Here is a 15,165-nt window from a genome sequence, read left to right on the forward strand (position 1 = left end):
TTCCTCGGTGAAATCAATGATCTAGGCCACCTTCGGGTGGCCTTTTTCGTGTTGCGGCTTCATGAGCGTCGCTCATAACATTCCCAAGCATTATCAACGCTTTACTAACCCCTCCCGGCCGTTCCGTGCAACACGAACGCAACACGGATCGGCCGGGGTGTTCGCTCGTTGTTCATGCTTGGGTGGAAGCGAAGGGCTGGGGCTGATCCCCGCCCCCCCCCAATATCTCCTCGAATAAGGCTAGGTTAATTTTCGCCGCGAACATATCTGAGAATTTTATCTTCAAGGACTCCATTGGCTGAACATTTTACCGCCGGTTGATTTTGATCAACTAAATGGAATGTTCCGGGGTCTTTGGTGGTGAAATCGACAGTCTGATCTGGTATAGATCCTCCTGGTGCTCCGTCGAGTGTTAGTAAATTTAGTTTTACAGAGAAAACATACTTCGTATTTATTGATACTGATGTTTTTGTTGCGTCAACCGGTGAAACGTATATGTTTGATCTACCTTCTAATTTTGTTGACCTAGAAACTCTGAAGGCAATGTTACCATTTCCTGTAGTAATGTAAGATGATGAGTCGGCTGCTTTGTACGAGAATGTTTGCTTTCCTCTGACGTTCTCAAATGTTCTGGTAGTAAAGCCGCAGTCAACAAATTGATATGGCTGGCTCGATGAAAAAGAAACATTGATAATCTTTGATGACTTTTCAATGTTATTTATAACAAAGAAATCCTCGGACAGTTTTCTGACAAGCCTGTCCCAGACAACGTCGAACGGTTCATTGATATCTATTTTGTTAACAACGCTTCTCTGCGCAGGAGGATCGTAGCTAATGTTTGATGTAGCACACCCTCCTATAGACAGCCCGAGAAGAACAATGGCAATAGGCGCTATCTTCATATATTGAGGCTCCATTGAGATAAGAATGCTTTCCGAAGGTTTTTAGTCTACACTGCGTCACAACTAACGGGTAGAAAATTGGTAGAGGGCGGATGATCCCGGTCCCTTTGCGTTCGCAGGAACCCCGGCCATGTGCAAGGTCATCATGTCCTTGCAGGGGTGACCGTTATGACCATCCCTCTGCGTTTCCAGCTGCGTCGGCGATGGCCTGCCCGATCTCCGGCGGCAGCACGACGGCCGGTAACCATCGCCCGTCACCAGCGCGGAAACAGGGCGCTTCAACCGTGAGGCCCCCACCCGGCTTGCGGCGGAGCTGAACGCCCTGAAGGCGTACCGGCACACCATCAAAGACGATCTCAACCACCGCCAAGGCCGCCAGGGCGCCGCGATTGACTCGCTCGATCCCCAACACCTCGACGCTCACGGGCAAGGTGTCCGTCATTGCCGCACCTTTTCCAACAGGTCAGCAGCAAGGGCGATGGCGCGGTCATGGGATAGGGGGACCACCACCAGCCGGTCGGCCCCGGCGTAGACCGTCATGATGATCGGCGCGCCTCGATCGTCCTGGGTGACTACGACACGCGGGGGCTCGGGGATCATGTCTTCCCCTGTTCGAGGAAATGGGCGGCCAGGGCATCAAGGCCGGCGGACAGGGCCAGACGCTCCAGTGCAGCCAGATACTCATCCCCGTCCGGCCGGGACCAGCCCGGCTTATCTCCCTCGATGACCAAGCGCCAGACGGTGAAGCTTGGTTGCTGGCCTTTGCCGTGTGCTGCGGCGAAGGGAGCATCGGCCGATCGCAGGGCCAGCCAGGCCCGGCGCAGATCGGTGCCCCACGTCACCCATGTTGGCCGATCAGGGTTCAGGCCCGGCCAGGGGCGGCGGCCCACCAGAGAACGGAAGGCCTTCGCCGCAGTGGCCTGATGATCAGTTAATCCTTCAATGCCCCGCGGTGCGTCGGCCCCGGCCACCTCGCCCGATGGAAGGATGCCGGCAAGGGCGGCAATTTCGGAAACCCGCAGATCGACCAGCCGCTCAAGGGATTCCATCACCAGACGGCGCCGCTCAGGCGAAAGGCGCAGTGGTTTGTTTTGAAAAACGGTAAGTGCCTGAAGCGGGAGGCCGGCGGCGATCTCTGCCGCGCGAATATTATTGAAACACGATGCCGCGATGACGGATTTGATCCTACGGGCCAGGGGGCTATCCGTTTTAAGGATTGGGCAGCGGCGAACCGGAACCATCATCACCGCACCTGCAACACCCACACGGCCTTCGCGGGGTCGCTCTGCACTGCGATGACGTTCCAGGTCTGCCCGTCTGACGTCACCGTGTCGCCGGGGGCTGGAGTGGTCTTCAGGGTGGTTGCCATAATCGAGACGCGGCGATCTCCGGCGGCGACCAATTGGTTCGCCAAGTAATATGCGCCCCAATCCTCAACCAGCCCCTTAGCCTTGAAGGTCTTTGTGACCCCTGGGGTCACACCGCCTGTTCCGGGATCATATTGGCCCCCACTGACGCGGTTCAATGTGATGGGTAGCATCACCCCCGCCAGGGCCTTGCCGATGGTTTTGGCGATGCCGCCCTGAAGGGGCGAGGCCATCAGAACACCAGCCGGGCCGATGACCCGTCTTCCGATTTGAGGAAGGGCTTCAGCAGCGCCCGCACGGTGTCGGGCAGGGTCTTCGCCGGGGCGCAGCCATCGTATTCGAGGCGGACGGAACCGGCCTGAATTGCCTGAACTCCCTTGTTGCTGTCATCCTCCGTCAGATCCTCGGACAGAAGCCGCAAGGCCAGTTCGCACTGTGCCGCCTGAATCGCCGAAGGGATGGTGGTGTTTCCGATCGCCCGGCCTTCGGCGTCGTAGACGCCCTGTCGGGGCCAGGAAAGGGCTTGGGTGGTCGAGGTGATGGCGCCGAGATAGGCTTCGCGGTCGAGGATGCCGGCGGCCATGCGAAGGGCCTTCTCGCGGTCCTCGGTGTCCGCGTCTTCCCAGGTCGAGGCATAGAGCCGGCCGGCGAAGTAGGCGTCGGCGTCTTCGACGGAAACGAAGGTGTCGGTGGCGAGGATCAAGGCCATTGGTCACCTCTGGGGGGAAAGGGGGGGCGCCGGCTCCGCCAGCGCCCCTTTGCCGTCCGCGCGGCGAGAAGGTCGCACCGCCTTCGGCTGTCGGGGTTTGTTGGGGCGCGGTCACTACCCGACTGACACCGCTCCGCCCTGTGAGCCGTAGCTCGCCCCGGCGGCAGGGGCCGTCTCCGTGGTCATCCCACCGGAGCCAAATAGGCGCCATAGGTCACGCTGGGGGTCGTGCCCGACAGCGTGGCCTTGATGCGAAGATGCGTGGCGCCGAGTTCGTGCTGCTCGATCAGCCGCCCGGACAGCGGGATTTCGTAAGTCCCCGTGGCGGTAACGGCCGGCAGGGTGGCGACGGCCACCGGCGAGGAAAACCCGCTGGCGGTGTCGGCCTCGATGCTGAACACGGCCTGTTCGTCGCCGGTCGTGCGGTCGATGGCGGTGACATGCACCACAGCGGCGAACGAGCCGAACTTGTCGGCGTCGAAGGCGATGCCTGTTTCGGCGGCGGTGCTGGTTTCGGCCCCATCGGAGGGGGCACGCAACACCAGGGCGGAGTCGAAGGTGCGGATGGCAACCATATGATGTTCCCCTCCCTTACGCGTTGTTGATGCGGGACAGGCGGGCCGCCGCCTTGGGGTGCTTCAGCACCATGGCCGCGAACCACTCGACCCGGGTACGGAAGGCCGGCTTGTTGGGCAGTTCGCCAAGGTCGCGCACGTCCACCGGGGCGGTCTGAATGCCGTGGAAGCTGCCCATGTCGAACTTCACCGCGTAAATGCTGGCGGTGTCGAGGTTGCCTGACCCATCGTCTTCGTCGAAGCCGAGAATGGCGTTGCCCTCGTCGTCGTCCTCGACGATCCCGATCGGGATGCCGGCATAGGCGGTGAGGGGACGGCCCAACTGGTCCACCGTCATCGTCACGGCGGCGGTGCCGGCGGCAAGGTCGGTGACCTTGCGCCGGAGTGTCTTGTTCATCAGGAGAAGGCTCGGGGTGCCCTGGATGGCGTCGATCAGTTCATTGACCTTCGCCAGGGTCAGGGTGGCGCCGCCGGTCGCAAGCTGGATATGCTGCCCGCCGGTCAGGCGCCGGTTCAGGCCGTCGAACTCGCGCGGGTCCGCCTCGCTGTTGCCGTCGAAGAAGGTCTTCGCCCACCGCAGGGCCAGGGCCTTGGACTTCAGGCCGTCATGCACCGCGCGAGCGTCGTTGGTGCCGGTGCCGGTCGAAACCAGGAAGGTGTCGTAGTCGGAATCGCCGCCGCAGATCTTCAGCGCCTCGACCTGCGGATTAACAATGCCAGTGCTTTCGCTGTAGCTTTCGCCGATGCCACGGAAGGCCACACCCGGAAGGGTGCCCTCGCGGTTATAGACATAGGCCGGGCCGTTGATGTTCTCGAACGGCAGGTTCAGCAGAACGGGATTTTCTCGGGCGAAGATCTCGACCACGCCCTGAACCAGGGGCGACGGATTGAGCTTGGCCCATTCGAGCAAGGTGAGCATGGCTTACGCCTTTCGCGCATAGCCGGCGGCGAGCTTCGCGGCCGGCGGCAGGGTGGACAGATCGATCTCGCGGGGCGTCGTCTTGGGCTTGCCGGTGTCGGTCTCGGGCACGTTCACCGTGCCGGCTCCGCCACCGAAAACGCCCGTGCCCTTGGCCTTCTGGAACCACTTGATCTTGTCGGCCGGGGACAGCCCATCCGGGATCAGCGGCTTCAACGCCTCGGGCACCTCGGACAAGAAGGCGTCGGCGACGGCGGACAACTCGGTTTCGAGCGCACGGCGCTTGCCAACTTCTTCGTCCAGACGAGCCTTCGGGATCATGTGTTCCGCCTTGTCGCTGGCGGCGGGAGCGGGAACGGCGCTATCGGGCGCCGGGGCCGGGGTATCGGTCATTGCTGGGTTCCCGGGAAGGTGGGGCCGGCGAAGCCGCCAACCCCCAGAGTTGCGGTTTCGTCGCGGCGCCGGGCCAGTTCGGCCAGGGCGTCTCCGCGCGTGCGGATGTCGGGGTTGTCGGCCAACATGGCATCGACCGGGGACCAGATGCCCAGATCAAGGCGCCGCTGGTAGGCGTCGAGGCGTTCCGCCTCGGACATGGACGTGCCGATCTCGCCGAAGTCGGTTCGCAGGGCGGCGGATTCGGGGATGGTGCCGGGCTGGTGGGTGTTCACCACCGCCTTCAGCACCTCGAACAGGCGGGCCTCGTAGACGCGCCACAGTTCCACGTCGTCTTGCCGTGCCTCCAGAAGGTCGCGGTTCTCCGCCTCCTTCGCCGCACCGGACTCGGCCTTGGCGTCCAACTCGAACACGTTGGCGGCCAGGTCGTTCGCCACGGCAGTTTGTTTGATGACGAACTCGACGGCCTTCAGCACCTCCTCGATGGGAGCGTTCGGCGCCGCGAACCCGAATTTGCCGTCGCTGGGCAGAGTGACGGCACGATCCGGGCCGATCTTGATGGTGTCACCAACCGGAACGCCGGCCGCCCACGCCTGACCGTGTGCCTGAAGCTCGATCGCCCGCCACAGGTTGGCGAGCGCGACGTTCACCGCCTGTTGCGCCTCGATCAGATCGTCGCCGCCGGGCAGGAAGAACGCATCGTCCGGGGCCTCATCGAACAGCGCGACGAAGGGCAGAACGCCATAGGGGTTCACGCCATCGGGATTCCCCGCCAGCGGCAGGACGTTGCCGCGCCAGTCCCTGCGCTGGTAGCTGGTGGCCGTCCAGTCCGAATAGATCGTGTCGGCATCGTTGGCGCCGGGGTGCGTGACGATGATCCGGGATGGGGCCTCGGGATCGTCGGCCACCACGTCCAAGATGTTGGGCGTGACCACGGCCAGGGTCGGCCGTGCGCCGTTCCAACCGACTTGCAAGGCGGTCGTCTTCAGCAGCTTTGTCAGCCGGTTGGCCTTCTTCAACGTCAGGTTGGCGCCGATTTCCCGGTACAGCGCCTCGCCGGCCGCTTGGTCCCAGCCGTCGAAGGACCGGACGGGAGGCGACTTGTAGACCATGGCCCGTTTGTTGGTGATCTTCCGCACAAGATTGATTTGGAACAGGCGGAAATCTTCTGGCCGGGACCAACGGCGCCGGATCAGCGCCAGCAGGTCTTCCGCCTGATTGTCACGATAGTATTTCAGCCAAAGCTCGGCCTTCGCCTTGCGCGCCGATGACGCCTTGACGAGAGACAGGAAGGGGTCTGCGCCCGACTTGCCAGAGAAGAAGCCCATGTCAAGAGAATACGGGATGCCGAAGTAAATATCAACGACTCACCGTGTGGCTTCCAATGTTTGTCACCTTCAATGAGAAGAACTCATTAAACGAGATTGGGGCGCATCCCGCTCTTTGCCGATATTTATTGTATAGATCGGTAACGTTTGTCATTGATTTGCACTGGTCTGCGCACATTGGCACTATGCTTCCTCCGTTCAGGACGCAGAGCGAAGCCGCCGGGCCGATGGCGTCGCAGTGCAGCCCCACCACCTCGTAGGGGTTCAGTTCGATGTCGCGGAGGGCGAAAATCGACCAAGCGAGGCTGTAAACGTGATCGTCATGCAGCCCCTTCGCCGCCTCGAACACGGGGATGCTGCCCTTGCTGGTGCCGGTCGATTCCAGGCGGTATTCGAAGACGGCCATCTCGGCCAACAATCGCTCGAACGCTGGGTGGATGTGCAACCTCCCCTCGCTCGCCGCATTGTAGACAGCGGTGAAGGCACTGGCTTGCCGCTCACGGGTGGCGGACACAAGCTCATGGTCAAATGTCTGTTCGCCGCACCATGCCGCGATGTCTTGGGCGTTGTAGCTCTCGATTCCCGCCCGCGACATGCCGAAGCTTTGAGCGTATTTCGTGAATGCTCTTTTGATGCCAGCCGCCGAACTGAAGGTGATGGCGTCCGAGGCCAGGACGTAGAAGTGTTCTTCCTCCCCGATTAGCGTCTTCAAGGTCGCGGTCGTCACCGTGCAATCACCGTGCAAGCTGAAGCCGTAAGCACGATCCAGCCCGCCGCCCACCGCGTAGGCCGCGCCGTTCACCAGGGTCGGAACATCAATGGCGTAGCTCTCCCGGCATTTTTCGATCAGTTCAGCCGGGAACAGAGCCGATGACGCGGCGGTCCACTGGTTGAGGTGCTGTTGCGCGAACTCGGCCGGCAGCATCTGCGCCGCCCGGCTCCGCAGCTTGGCCGGGGCGATCCAGCGGGGGCCACGGGCGATGGCGTCTTCAAGGTCGCGGTATTGGATGTGGCTGAACAACAGCGACGGATCGGCGCCGCGCTCCGCCACCTGTGCCAGGGTGAACAAAGGCGAAGACCGCGAACCCGTGGTCGAGTCCACCAGAACCAAGCCGTCTTCGGTATCGATCGTGCTGGAGGCGAGCGTCTGGTAAACCGTGTCAGTGCGGGCAGCATGAAGTTCCGAAACCTGAGCCACCGACAGCTTCTTTCCGTAAAGCGAAGCCGCGTTCGCCGGGAATCCTTGGATGATGTTGCCCAAGGCTTCATAGGCGATGCTGTCGGCACCGACCTTGATCGAGCCTTCGTCTACCAGGAGCTTGGAATAGGGTGTTTGCTCGATGATTGTCTTGGCCAATTTGAACGCGGTATCAACGCTTTGCCGTTCGCTGTTCGCCACGATGGCGACGGTCTGCGTCTTGCGCGTCAAAAAGCGCCAGACCACAATCAATGCGCTTACAACCGTTTTGCCGTGCCGTCTCGGCCAGCAAAGCACAACCGTGGCGAAACCACCATCGAGGGCCTGCCGGATCGCCTCCTTTACCTCCTCATTGGGCAGGACGTAGGGCTCATATCCGCCCTTCTCGGATGGAATCTGGGGCTTCGTATCCGAAATCCACCGGAAGAAGCCTTCGGAGCCGTTCCGCCATGCCGAAATTCGGGATTTCAGGTCGGTTTTTGCCATCTCAGGCCCCCATTTCGGTCGGATACAGGCGCCGAAGCGCCTCAATAGACAGCGGCGCGTCGTAGGTGGCGAATGCCGTCAGGGGCAGGCCGTTCTTCCAGGCGCGATAACGGGTGTCCCCGAGAACTTCCTTCTGGAACGCGGCGGACTGTCGGCGAAGCCATTGCTCATAGGACAAGTCCGCCGACACCGGGCCGAACTGGGATGCCTGCTCCCCGGTCGGGGCCTCGTCCAGGTCGATTCCCATCTCGCGGAAGGTCCGCAGCAGCGGCAGGGCGACGGAACGGCATGAGGGGTGCCGGGGTGGTCGCGGGGCGTTGGGATCATCAAAACGCCACGCGCTGCCCGATAGGGCGGAGCATTGGCGCGAGGTGCGGCTGTCGAGGGTCGCCAAGAATCGCCAGCCCTTCACCACCCCATCGGGGCCGCTGTTTGCCTCGTAGACTGCCATCCGGGCGCGGTTGCCGGTCGCGTTGATCGCCGTGCGGGCCAGCCGTTCGGCGCTGGTGCGGCCCATCTCGTCCACCACCTCCAGGCGCTTCCGAAGCTGGGGGAAGGTTTCGCCCAAACTGGCACCCTGCCGAAGCTCGGATGTGACGCGATTCATCACATCGTCGGCGAGCTTGCGGCCCCAGCGGGTCCACGACATACCGTCATGCGGCACATCGGCCGCCTTGGCGAGAAGCTGGGGGTCTACGTCGATGAACCGGACGGTGAACGATGCAGCGCCGGCTTGCACGGCGAGTGGTTCCAGCGCCTTCAGGGCACCGGCCACAGCGGGGGACGTGGTTTCGATGGTGGCGGCCAGAGCATCGGCGATCCGGCCTTCCACGGCCTCGCCAAGGGCGCGTTGCAGGGTCAGAAGCTCAACCCGCAAAGCCAGGAGGCGGGCCAGACTGAAGGGGGCGTCATCCGGCGCCCGGCGGCGGATCTCGGCTTCGACCGTCTCCAAGGCGGCGGCGATGTCGGCGGCGATCAGGGCCAAGGTATGCCCGGCCAAGCCGTCAAGGCGGAGAGCATGGCGCAAGAGGATGTCATCGGGGGTCAGCATGTCACCTCCGGGCGGCCAGGATGATGAAGAGGGCGGTGGCTAGGGATGGGGCAAGGAAGGCGGTCATCGCCACCATGACGGCATCCACTCCCAGGCCGGGCCAATCGACGCGGCGCAGCCAGCGGGGGGCGGTCATGGCTCGTCCCCCAGGATGACGGCCGCGTGCGCGTCGATGGTCTTCCCGGGCGTGATGTCCTTTGCGCGGCGCTTCGTGCCAAGCTGGGTGAGGACGCGGCCAAGGCTGTTGACGAGCTTGCAGTACACGTCAACGTCCGCCGTGCCACCCGTGGCGATGGCGCATTCGATGCGTTCGCTTTGGATCATCAGGCCGGCGGCCCGTTGGATCAGCGCCCACTCTGCCGTGGATGGGGTTGCGCCAAGGTCGGTTGCCAAGTCGGCGCAAATTGCCTTGTACCGCCGGGCCTCGGTCGTGCGGCCATCCACGGCCTTTCCGCCGATGACCAGTGTGGATGGCATATCCATCCCAGCCGGATCGTTGGTCATTTGTGGCACCTCCGCCCGCGCAACACGGATGCAACACGTGTCTTCAAGTCATTGAAAATAAATGCGTATTTCGTGCCATTCAGGCTTGAAGCCTGACGGTCAGAGGTTCGGGCCTTCCAACCGGGGCACAACCAGAGGGGGAACGCACTGGTCCCCCGACCGTATTTCCTATTCATCGCGCTCGCTCCAATGCCGGGCCGGTTGGGCAGGAAGCGGGGCCGGAAGGTCGGAATAGCGGCCGGTCGCCGGGTCGTAGGCCAGGACAGCGGAACCGATCTTGCCCACCGACTTGTGCCGGCACTTGCGGATGAAGATCTCAGTCTGTGGGGTTGCTGCGTCGGTGACGCGATGCACGACCACCCCAAGGTCAGCCTTGTTCGCCCAATTGGCCGAACCGCTGATGTCGTAGAGGGTTGGAACCGGGAGCTTGCCCGATTCCCGCAGCATCTTTGCCGGATGGGCCACGAACCAGACGTGGACACCTCGTTGTGCCGCGAACCGCTTGACCTTCGACAGGCAGGCCGAAACGTACTCGGTCTCGGTCATGTTCGAGGGGCGGCGGTGTTCGAGTTCGTTCCAGGGGTCGAGGGCAAGCCCTTTGATGCCGTAGCGCATGACGGCGGCAGCAGCGGTTTCGAGTACCCAGTCCAGAGTGGGACTTTCATCGTCGGCCCTGATGAAGGTGAAATGCTCTTGTACCCAGTCCAGGGAGCGGGACAGGTCCGCCTCGGTCATGCGTGGACGAGGGCCGCTCCAGAACGGGGTGCCGATGTGCTTCTCGACCAACTTTGACAGGTGTTCGTCTGGTGGGTTTTCGAAGCTGCACACCGCGAACCGCCACCCATGGGTGAGGGCCAAATTGACCATCACCGCGTCGATGAACTCCGATTTGCCGCTGTTCGGGACACCGGTGACGACGGACAGTTCGCCGGGCCGGATGGTCAAGAAGGTGTCGAGCGAGCGAAATCCGGTCGAGTGCGCCCGCTGGCGTCCGTGCCGAAACAGGTTGAAAACCTCGTCACGGAAGTCGTCTGCATCATGAAGGGAGCGGATCGGCCAGGGGCGCGCGGAGGCGATGCACTCGCGCAACACGTCGGCGCCGTCGCCCACCAGAACCTCGTTTGCGTCCTTCCTCTGAGCGTCGTTCGCTGTCGGCCAATCAACGCGCCAGCACCGTTCCCGCCCCAACCGCCGGGCCAATTCTTCGGCCAGGGCACGGCCTGGGGCGTCTGCATCGGTGGCGAGGATGATCTTCTCGACGCTGGCCAGTTCATCGCGGCAGTTCCACACGTACTCGAACTTGGCGTCTTCGTCGGGATCGATCTCGCCATCCCGGACCTGTTGCGGGGCACCATCGGGCACCGACAAGACATTGCTGAACCCAGCTTCCCGCAGGGACAGGGCGTCAATTTCGCCCTCTACGATCAAGATTTCCTTGCATCCTGCGATGTGGTCGATGCCGTAGAAGACCTTTTCGGCCCCCTTCTCTTGCTTGAACCGCTTGTCGCTGGTCCGATACTTGACGTTCACCACCTCGCCGCCACGACGATAAGGGAAGGCGATGGCCCCGATGGTGGCGCCTTGGTCACAACCGGGCATCCAGGTTTTGACATAGGAGACACCCGCCGCGTCGAGGGTCGCCGGGCTGATGCCGCGCTTGCCGAACCATCCGATCACGCCTTCGGGGAGGGCATTCGGGGTGAACGCGGGCTTGACAGGCTTGGGCTTCGTCCGGGAACGGGGACGCGGGGCGTAGTCGTCATGATCGTGGGCACCCACGCCACCGCTCCAACCGCAGTTGTGGCACTTCCAGACGGCCCCGCCTTCCGTGTCCAGCGTCACCGACAGGCAGGGGTCCGCCTTGTGCTTGCGGGTATGGCTGCACTGAGGGCAGCGGATCTTCGCGTCGCCCTGGGTGTAGCGGGGGAGGCGGATGCCGTGTTCGAGGAGGCGTTCCGAAAGGCTCATATCAGCACCACCCGTCATCTTGCCGCGCCGCGATCGGCGCTTGCTGGTGGTCCGTCCACCGTTCTTGGTTCAGCCAGGTTGTCGCCTGGGCCACGTATTTCGGGTCCGTGCGAGCTTGCGCCACGGTGGCCGCATAGTTCTCGGCGCCCCGAATGATCGCGTCTGGATCGGCACCGTTCTTGATCGCTGCCGCGAACAGCTTCGCCGCCGGCTTGCGCGGGTTGCCGTGGGGGCCGCGACTGGGATAGGCCGACCAGAACGCTTCAAAGGCTCGATCGATCAGACCGTCTGTTTTTGTTTTTTGGTTCATTGATGGTTTGGGTGCACTGGGGTGCAGGGGTGAGGTGCACTCCAATGCAGGGGTTGACGCTTCACCCCTGTACTGTGGTGCAGGGGTAGGGGTGCACTCGGGTGCAGGGGTGCATTCCAGTGCAGGGGTGCACTCGGGTGCAGGGGTAGAGGCGCAGATGATGCTGTAGACCATCACGCCACGCGGGCCGGTTCCGACCACGGCAATCTCACCGGCCTCAATCAAATCGTGCATAATCACTCGCGCTTGCCGTTCTTTGATCCTGGCAAGCCGTGCCAGGGTGGGGACGGAAGGCCACGCGTGCAGCTCGTCGTTAGCGAAGTCAGCCAAGGCCAACAGCACCACCAGGGCACTGCCCGACATGCGAGAGCGTTCCCACACGAGCTTTGATGCCGCGATACTCACGGTTTGCTCCCGATACGTTCTTCGTAGATTCGCCGCAGAGTTTCGGCCTGCTTGGGCGACAGCCGCTTTCCTCGCTGGACACGAACGGAAAGATCGGCAACGAAGCGGCTCTCCCATACGTTCAGGAGCCCCCCGGCCCGGCGTAGACGGTCGAGCATCGCGGCAAGGCCGATCTCGCGGCGCGCCTCGTGGCGCGGTGGGGCAGCAGCCAGGGCGCGCGCCAAGTCGTGCAACGTCAGATTTGCCCCGCCCAACGTCCGCCGGATCGCCGCGACCGTCGCCAAGACTTCGCCGTCGTGATCCGATGCGAGACGCGGAATCAGCTTCTGGAGGCGGTCGGCGACGGGGGCGAGGGCGGCGGTCATGATCTACGTCGCCAGAGACAGGTCGAGGTCGTGCAGAACGGCTTCCAGCCGGGCCAGACCGATCGGGCCAAGGCCGGGAACCAACCGCAACCAGCGGCGGCCCATCCGGGCAGCGCAACCCGCAGTACGGACGCGCTCGCGGTAGAGAACGTCGGCGACGTGCCACGGCAGACGGCCTTCAGCGGCCAGACGGCGCAGTTCCGGGGTGGTATCCCGTTCGCCGCGCGGGAGTGTGACGCGGGACGTCACAGCGAGCCCTCCTGTTCGGCGATCCAACGCAGGAGCGTCGATTTGCGTGCGCAGAGCAGGCTTCCAAGTTTGAACGTTGGGATGCGCGACTTCTCGCACAGGTGGTACACCTTCCGGCGCTGTCCACGATCACCGAAGATGAATTCCGCGATCTCTTCCGCTCCCCTCAATAGGTCATGCGAAAGGCAAGCCGGTGGCGTTGCGGGAAAATCCCGCTCATTCAGTGCTGACATTTGAAACCCCTATTCGGTCTTAGGGTGTGTCTGTATTGGTCTCTTCCTCAGTGAAGAGAGCGTCCACAACCTGAAAAACTTCGTTGAGATTAAAGATCATCATGAAGTCCGCCGGTTCATCCCCCATTGGGCGCGTAACGGGGATCTTCAATTCTTTGCCGTGCGTATGGGCCAAGGCGAAATCGCCCGACCACTCTCCGGTTTCAGCCACGCAGAGGCGCACATAGACCGGCTCGCCGCGCTTGGCGCGCTGGAAGAAGTCCCCTCCCGAGTGGCTGCGCAACCAATCTGCAATCTGAGTCTGGGTGACCATGTCGATCCCGGAGCGGGCCGCCTTGCCCAGCACCCGCGCGATTGCGATTTCGCTTGTGTCGAACAGTTTGGCCTTCCCGCGACCGTAAAACCGCGTTTCGGCGGTTGGCAGGATCATCCGGCGATCTACCCATTGTCGAAATTTGCGCTCATCGGCGCTGGCGAGGTTCGCCGCTTCCTCCTGGGAAAACTCACTTCTGGCCATGATCCGTATCCTGAGCGTTTTGTAATCCATTGTCGTTGAACGGAGATATAGCATCGAGGCGGAAAGTTCGCAAGAGTGTGCGAACATGCGTTGATCGGTTTCCGGGACGGTGCTAATCTTTCCCACAGGTTCCGCAGATGCGGAAACGAAGCCGCCGCCCCGGATGCGACCCGAGGCGGCGGCAGAACCCAAGCCAGCCGGAGAAACACGCAATGGCTCAGGACTCAAATGATAACCGCAAGGACACGCTTCGCTCCAGGTTCCCCTTCATGTGGGAGCGCAAATTGCCGGATGGCGGCCATGAGGTGGGAGCCTACGCCCGTGCCAACGGCGACGGCACCGTGACGATCTTCACCTTTGATCCTGCGATTCCTGATGAGGTCGAGAAGACCTTTTCAGACGCCGGAGTGCTGCTCACCCGGCCGGGTACCTCGAAGTAGGAGGGCGCTATCATGAGCGTTCGGAAACGAATCCTCCCGAGCGGCGAAATCCGCTGGCTGGTCGACTATAAGGACCAGACCGGAGCCCGCCGCGCCCGTCAATTTGCGACCCAGAGAGAGGCCAAGGCATGGGAGGCCACGGCCAAGGTCGAGGTGGTGGCGCGCACCCACGTTCCCACGTCGCAGGCCGTCACAGTCCGCGAGGCGATCGAGAATTATCTTAAGCATTGCGAGGCCCGTGTTGGGGCCGGCGAAATGGAGCGGCGCTCGTTGGCTGATGTAAAGTCCAAGCTGGCCCATGTCACCGGAGAGAATGGCATCCCCGAAGTGCTGCTGCCGGACGTCAGCTTTACCGTGGCCGATGCGATGCGGCTCCGTTTGGTTGCGGCGGGTGTTTCGGGCGCCAATGCAGGCAAGATCGCGGGCACTCTGCGCACCATGCTCAATTGGGCCAAGGATACCCGCTTGATCGGCCAGAATCCGCTTTCCGGCCGTAAGATGAAGCGGGGATCGCGGGAGAAGGTCCAAGTTTCCATCCCCTCACAAGAGCAGATTTCAAAGTTGTTGGAGGCTGCCGATAATTTGCCAGGATCTTACCCACGGTATATTCGTGCGGCGGTCTTAACGGGATGCCGGGCAGGGGAGCTTCGTGGACTTCAGTGGCGTCATGTGGATTTTGCCGCTGGTACGATCTCCGTTGAACAGCGGGCGGAACAGGATGGAAGCATAGGCCAGCCGAAGACAGCCTCGGGACATCGCCGGGTGCCGGTGCCGGTGGGGCTTCTGGCGAAGCTGAAGGAAGCCTTTTTGGCGTCGGGCCGCGATCTTGATCGCTTCGTCTTCACCGATCCGCCACGCAAGCCTGCCAAGCCCAAGAAAGGGGAGGCGCCCAAGTCGGCGCCGCTACCGGCGAACGAGCCATTGGACCACGATAATTTCGGCAATCGTTGGTGGCGTCCCATGCTGAAGCGCCAGGGACTGGAGAGCCTGGACTTCCACCATCTCCGCCACTATTACGCTTCCGCCCTGCTGAATGCCGGTGTTCCGGTGACGGAGGTGTCGCGACGCCTGGGGCACGCCGATCCGAGCATCACCTTGAAGATCTACTCGCACGCGCTCCCGGAGGCATCGTCTGGGGCCGAATTGGCGGGTATCGAGGCTGGGTTGACTTCCAAGGTGTGAACGCAACACGGATGCAACACGCTGTATAGAAAACATTGATTTCGTTGAGGAATTTAGCCCTTTT

At 62.4% G+C, this 15,165-nt stretch carries 22 protein-coding genes; 2 read left to right on the forward strand and 20 right to left on the reverse strand.

Annotated features, from left to right (window positions below; translation table 11 throughout):
* Positions 1–245: 245 nt before the first annotated feature.
* The 20 genes from K678_RS18780 to K678_RS15065 form a co-directional block, all read right to left on the reverse strand.
* Positions 246–902 carry a hypothetical protein gene (locus K678_RS18780; protein WP_155804567.1) on the reverse strand — a complete coding sequence of 219 codons (657 nt, stop codon included), beginning with the start codon at positions 900–902 and terminating at the stop codon, positions 246–248.
* Positions 903–1,068: 166 nt separating this feature from the next.
* Positions 1,069–1,344 (reverse strand): hypothetical protein, encoded by a 276-nt coding sequence (locus K678_RS14985; RefSeq protein ID WP_021133318.1) that lies wholly within the window; start codon positions 1,342–1,344, stop codon positions 1,069–1,071.
* On the reverse strand, positions 1,341–1,502 hold the full coding sequence (locus K678_RS18785; RefSeq protein ID WP_155804568.1) for a hypothetical protein: 162 nt from the start codon (positions 1,500–1,502) through the stop codon (positions 1,341–1,343). Before K678_RS18785 ends, K678_RS14985 begins: the two co-directional genes overlap by 4 nt.
* Positions 1,499–2,146, reverse strand: coding sequence for a hypothetical protein (locus K678_RS14990; RefSeq protein WP_021133319.1), 648 nt, complete (start codon positions 2,144–2,146; stop codon positions 1,499–1,501). The genes K678_RS18785 and K678_RS14990 overlap by 4 nt, the downstream gene beginning before the upstream one ends.
* On the reverse strand, positions 2,146–2,502 hold the full coding sequence (locus tag K678_RS14995; protein ID WP_021133320.1) for a head-tail joining protein: 357 nt from the start codon (positions 2,500–2,502) through the stop codon (positions 2,146–2,148). The genes K678_RS14990 and K678_RS14995 overlap by 1 nt, the downstream gene beginning before the upstream one ends.
* On the reverse strand, positions 2,502–2,978 hold the full coding sequence (locus tag K678_RS17950; RefSeq protein WP_021133321.1) for a DnaT-like ssDNA-binding protein: 477 nt from the start codon (positions 2,976–2,978) through the stop codon (positions 2,502–2,504). The genes K678_RS14995 and K678_RS17950 overlap by 1 nt, the downstream gene beginning before the upstream one ends.
* Positions 2,979–3,160: 182 nt before the next feature.
* On the reverse strand, positions 3,161–3,553 hold the full coding sequence (locus K678_RS15005) for a hypothetical protein (RefSeq protein WP_021133322.1): 393 nt from the start codon (positions 3,551–3,553) through the stop codon (positions 3,161–3,163).
* A gap of 16 nt (positions 3,554–3,569) precedes the next feature.
* Complete coding sequence (locus K678_RS15010; protein ID WP_021133323.1) at positions 3,570–4,472, reverse strand: major capsid protein; 903 nt, start codon at positions 4,470–4,472, stop codon at positions 3,570–3,572.
* A 3-nt stretch (positions 4,473–4,475) separates the two neighbouring features.
* Positions 4,476–4,865: a hypothetical protein gene (locus K678_RS15015; RefSeq protein ID WP_021133324.1), complete on the reverse strand. Its 390-nt coding sequence runs from the start codon at positions 4,863–4,865 to the stop codon at positions 4,476–4,478.
* Positions 4,862–6,193, reverse strand: coding sequence for a hypothetical protein (locus K678_RS15020; protein ID WP_021133325.1), 1,332 nt, complete (start codon positions 6,191–6,193; stop codon positions 4,862–4,864). The genes K678_RS15015 and K678_RS15020 overlap by 4 nt, the downstream gene beginning before the upstream one ends.
* A 31-nt stretch (positions 6,194–6,224) precedes the next feature.
* Positions 6,225–7,877 (reverse strand): terminase large subunit domain-containing protein, encoded by a 1,653-nt coding sequence (locus K678_RS15025; protein WP_021133326.1) that lies wholly within the window; start codon positions 7,875–7,877, stop codon positions 6,225–6,227.
* 1 nt (position 7,878) lies between these two features.
* A complete protein-coding gene (locus K678_RS15030; RefSeq protein WP_021133327.1) occupies positions 7,879–8,928 on the reverse strand; it encodes a minor capsid protein in 1,050 nt (349 codons plus the stop codon).
* Position 8,929: 1 nt separating this feature from the next.
* Positions 8,930–9,064, reverse strand: a complete 135-nt coding sequence (locus K678_RS19785) for a hypothetical protein (protein WP_269210529.1) — start codon at positions 9,062–9,064, stop codon at positions 8,930–8,932.
* Positions 9,061–9,432, reverse strand: a complete 372-nt coding sequence (locus K678_RS15035; protein WP_021133328.1) for a hypothetical protein — start codon at positions 9,430–9,432, stop codon at positions 9,061–9,063. Before K678_RS15035 ends, K678_RS19785 begins: the two co-directional genes overlap by 4 nt.
* 168 nt (positions 9,433–9,600) lie before the next feature.
* Positions 9,601–11,400 carry a DnaB-like helicase C-terminal domain-containing protein gene (locus K678_RS15040; RefSeq protein WP_021133329.1) on the reverse strand — a complete coding sequence of 600 codons (1,800 nt, stop codon included), beginning with the start codon at positions 11,398–11,400 and terminating at the stop codon, positions 9,601–9,603.
* A gap of 1 nt (position 11,401) precedes the next feature.
* Positions 11,402–12,073, reverse strand: a complete 672-nt coding sequence (locus K678_RS18355) for a helix-turn-helix domain-containing protein (RefSeq protein ID WP_081673299.1) — start codon at positions 12,071–12,073, stop codon at positions 11,402–11,404.
* Between the two features lie 38 nt (positions 12,074–12,111).
* Positions 12,112–12,480 (reverse strand): hypothetical protein, encoded by a 369-nt coding sequence (locus tag K678_RS19170; protein WP_021133331.1) that lies wholly within the window; start codon positions 12,478–12,480, stop codon positions 12,112–12,114.
* A gap of 3 nt (positions 12,481–12,483) precedes the next feature.
* A complete protein-coding gene (locus K678_RS15055; protein ID WP_021133332.1) occupies positions 12,484–12,729 on the reverse strand; it encodes a hypothetical protein in 246 nt (81 codons plus the stop codon).
* Positions 12,726–12,962 (reverse strand): hypothetical protein, encoded by a 237-nt coding sequence (locus K678_RS15060; protein WP_021133333.1) that lies wholly within the window; start codon positions 12,960–12,962, stop codon positions 12,726–12,728. The genes K678_RS15055 and K678_RS15060 overlap by 4 nt, the downstream gene beginning before the upstream one ends.
* A 19-nt stretch (positions 12,963–12,981) precedes the next feature.
* Entirely contained in the window at positions 12,982–13,479 is a 498-nt protein-coding gene (locus K678_RS15065; RefSeq protein WP_155804570.1) for a hypothetical protein, read from the reverse strand.
* 269 nt (positions 13,480–13,748) lie between these two features.
* Between K678_RS15065 and K678_RS18790 the strand changes: the two genes are divergently transcribed.
* Positions 13,749–13,919: a hypothetical protein gene (locus K678_RS18790; RefSeq protein ID WP_155804571.1), complete on the forward strand. Its 171-nt coding sequence runs from the start codon at positions 13,749–13,751 to the stop codon at positions 13,917–13,919.
* 12 nt (positions 13,920–13,931) lie between these two features.
* Positions 13,932–15,101, forward strand: coding sequence for a site-specific integrase (locus K678_RS15070; protein WP_021133335.1), 1,170 nt, complete (start codon positions 13,932–13,934; stop codon positions 15,099–15,101).
* Positions 15,102–15,165 lie beyond the last annotated feature (64 nt).

This window comes from Magnetospirillum fulvum MGU-K5 (assembly GCF_000442515.1).
GTDB lineage: Bacteria > Pseudomonadota > Alphaproteobacteria > Rhodospirillales > Magnetospirillaceae > Phaeospirillum > Phaeospirillum fulvum_B.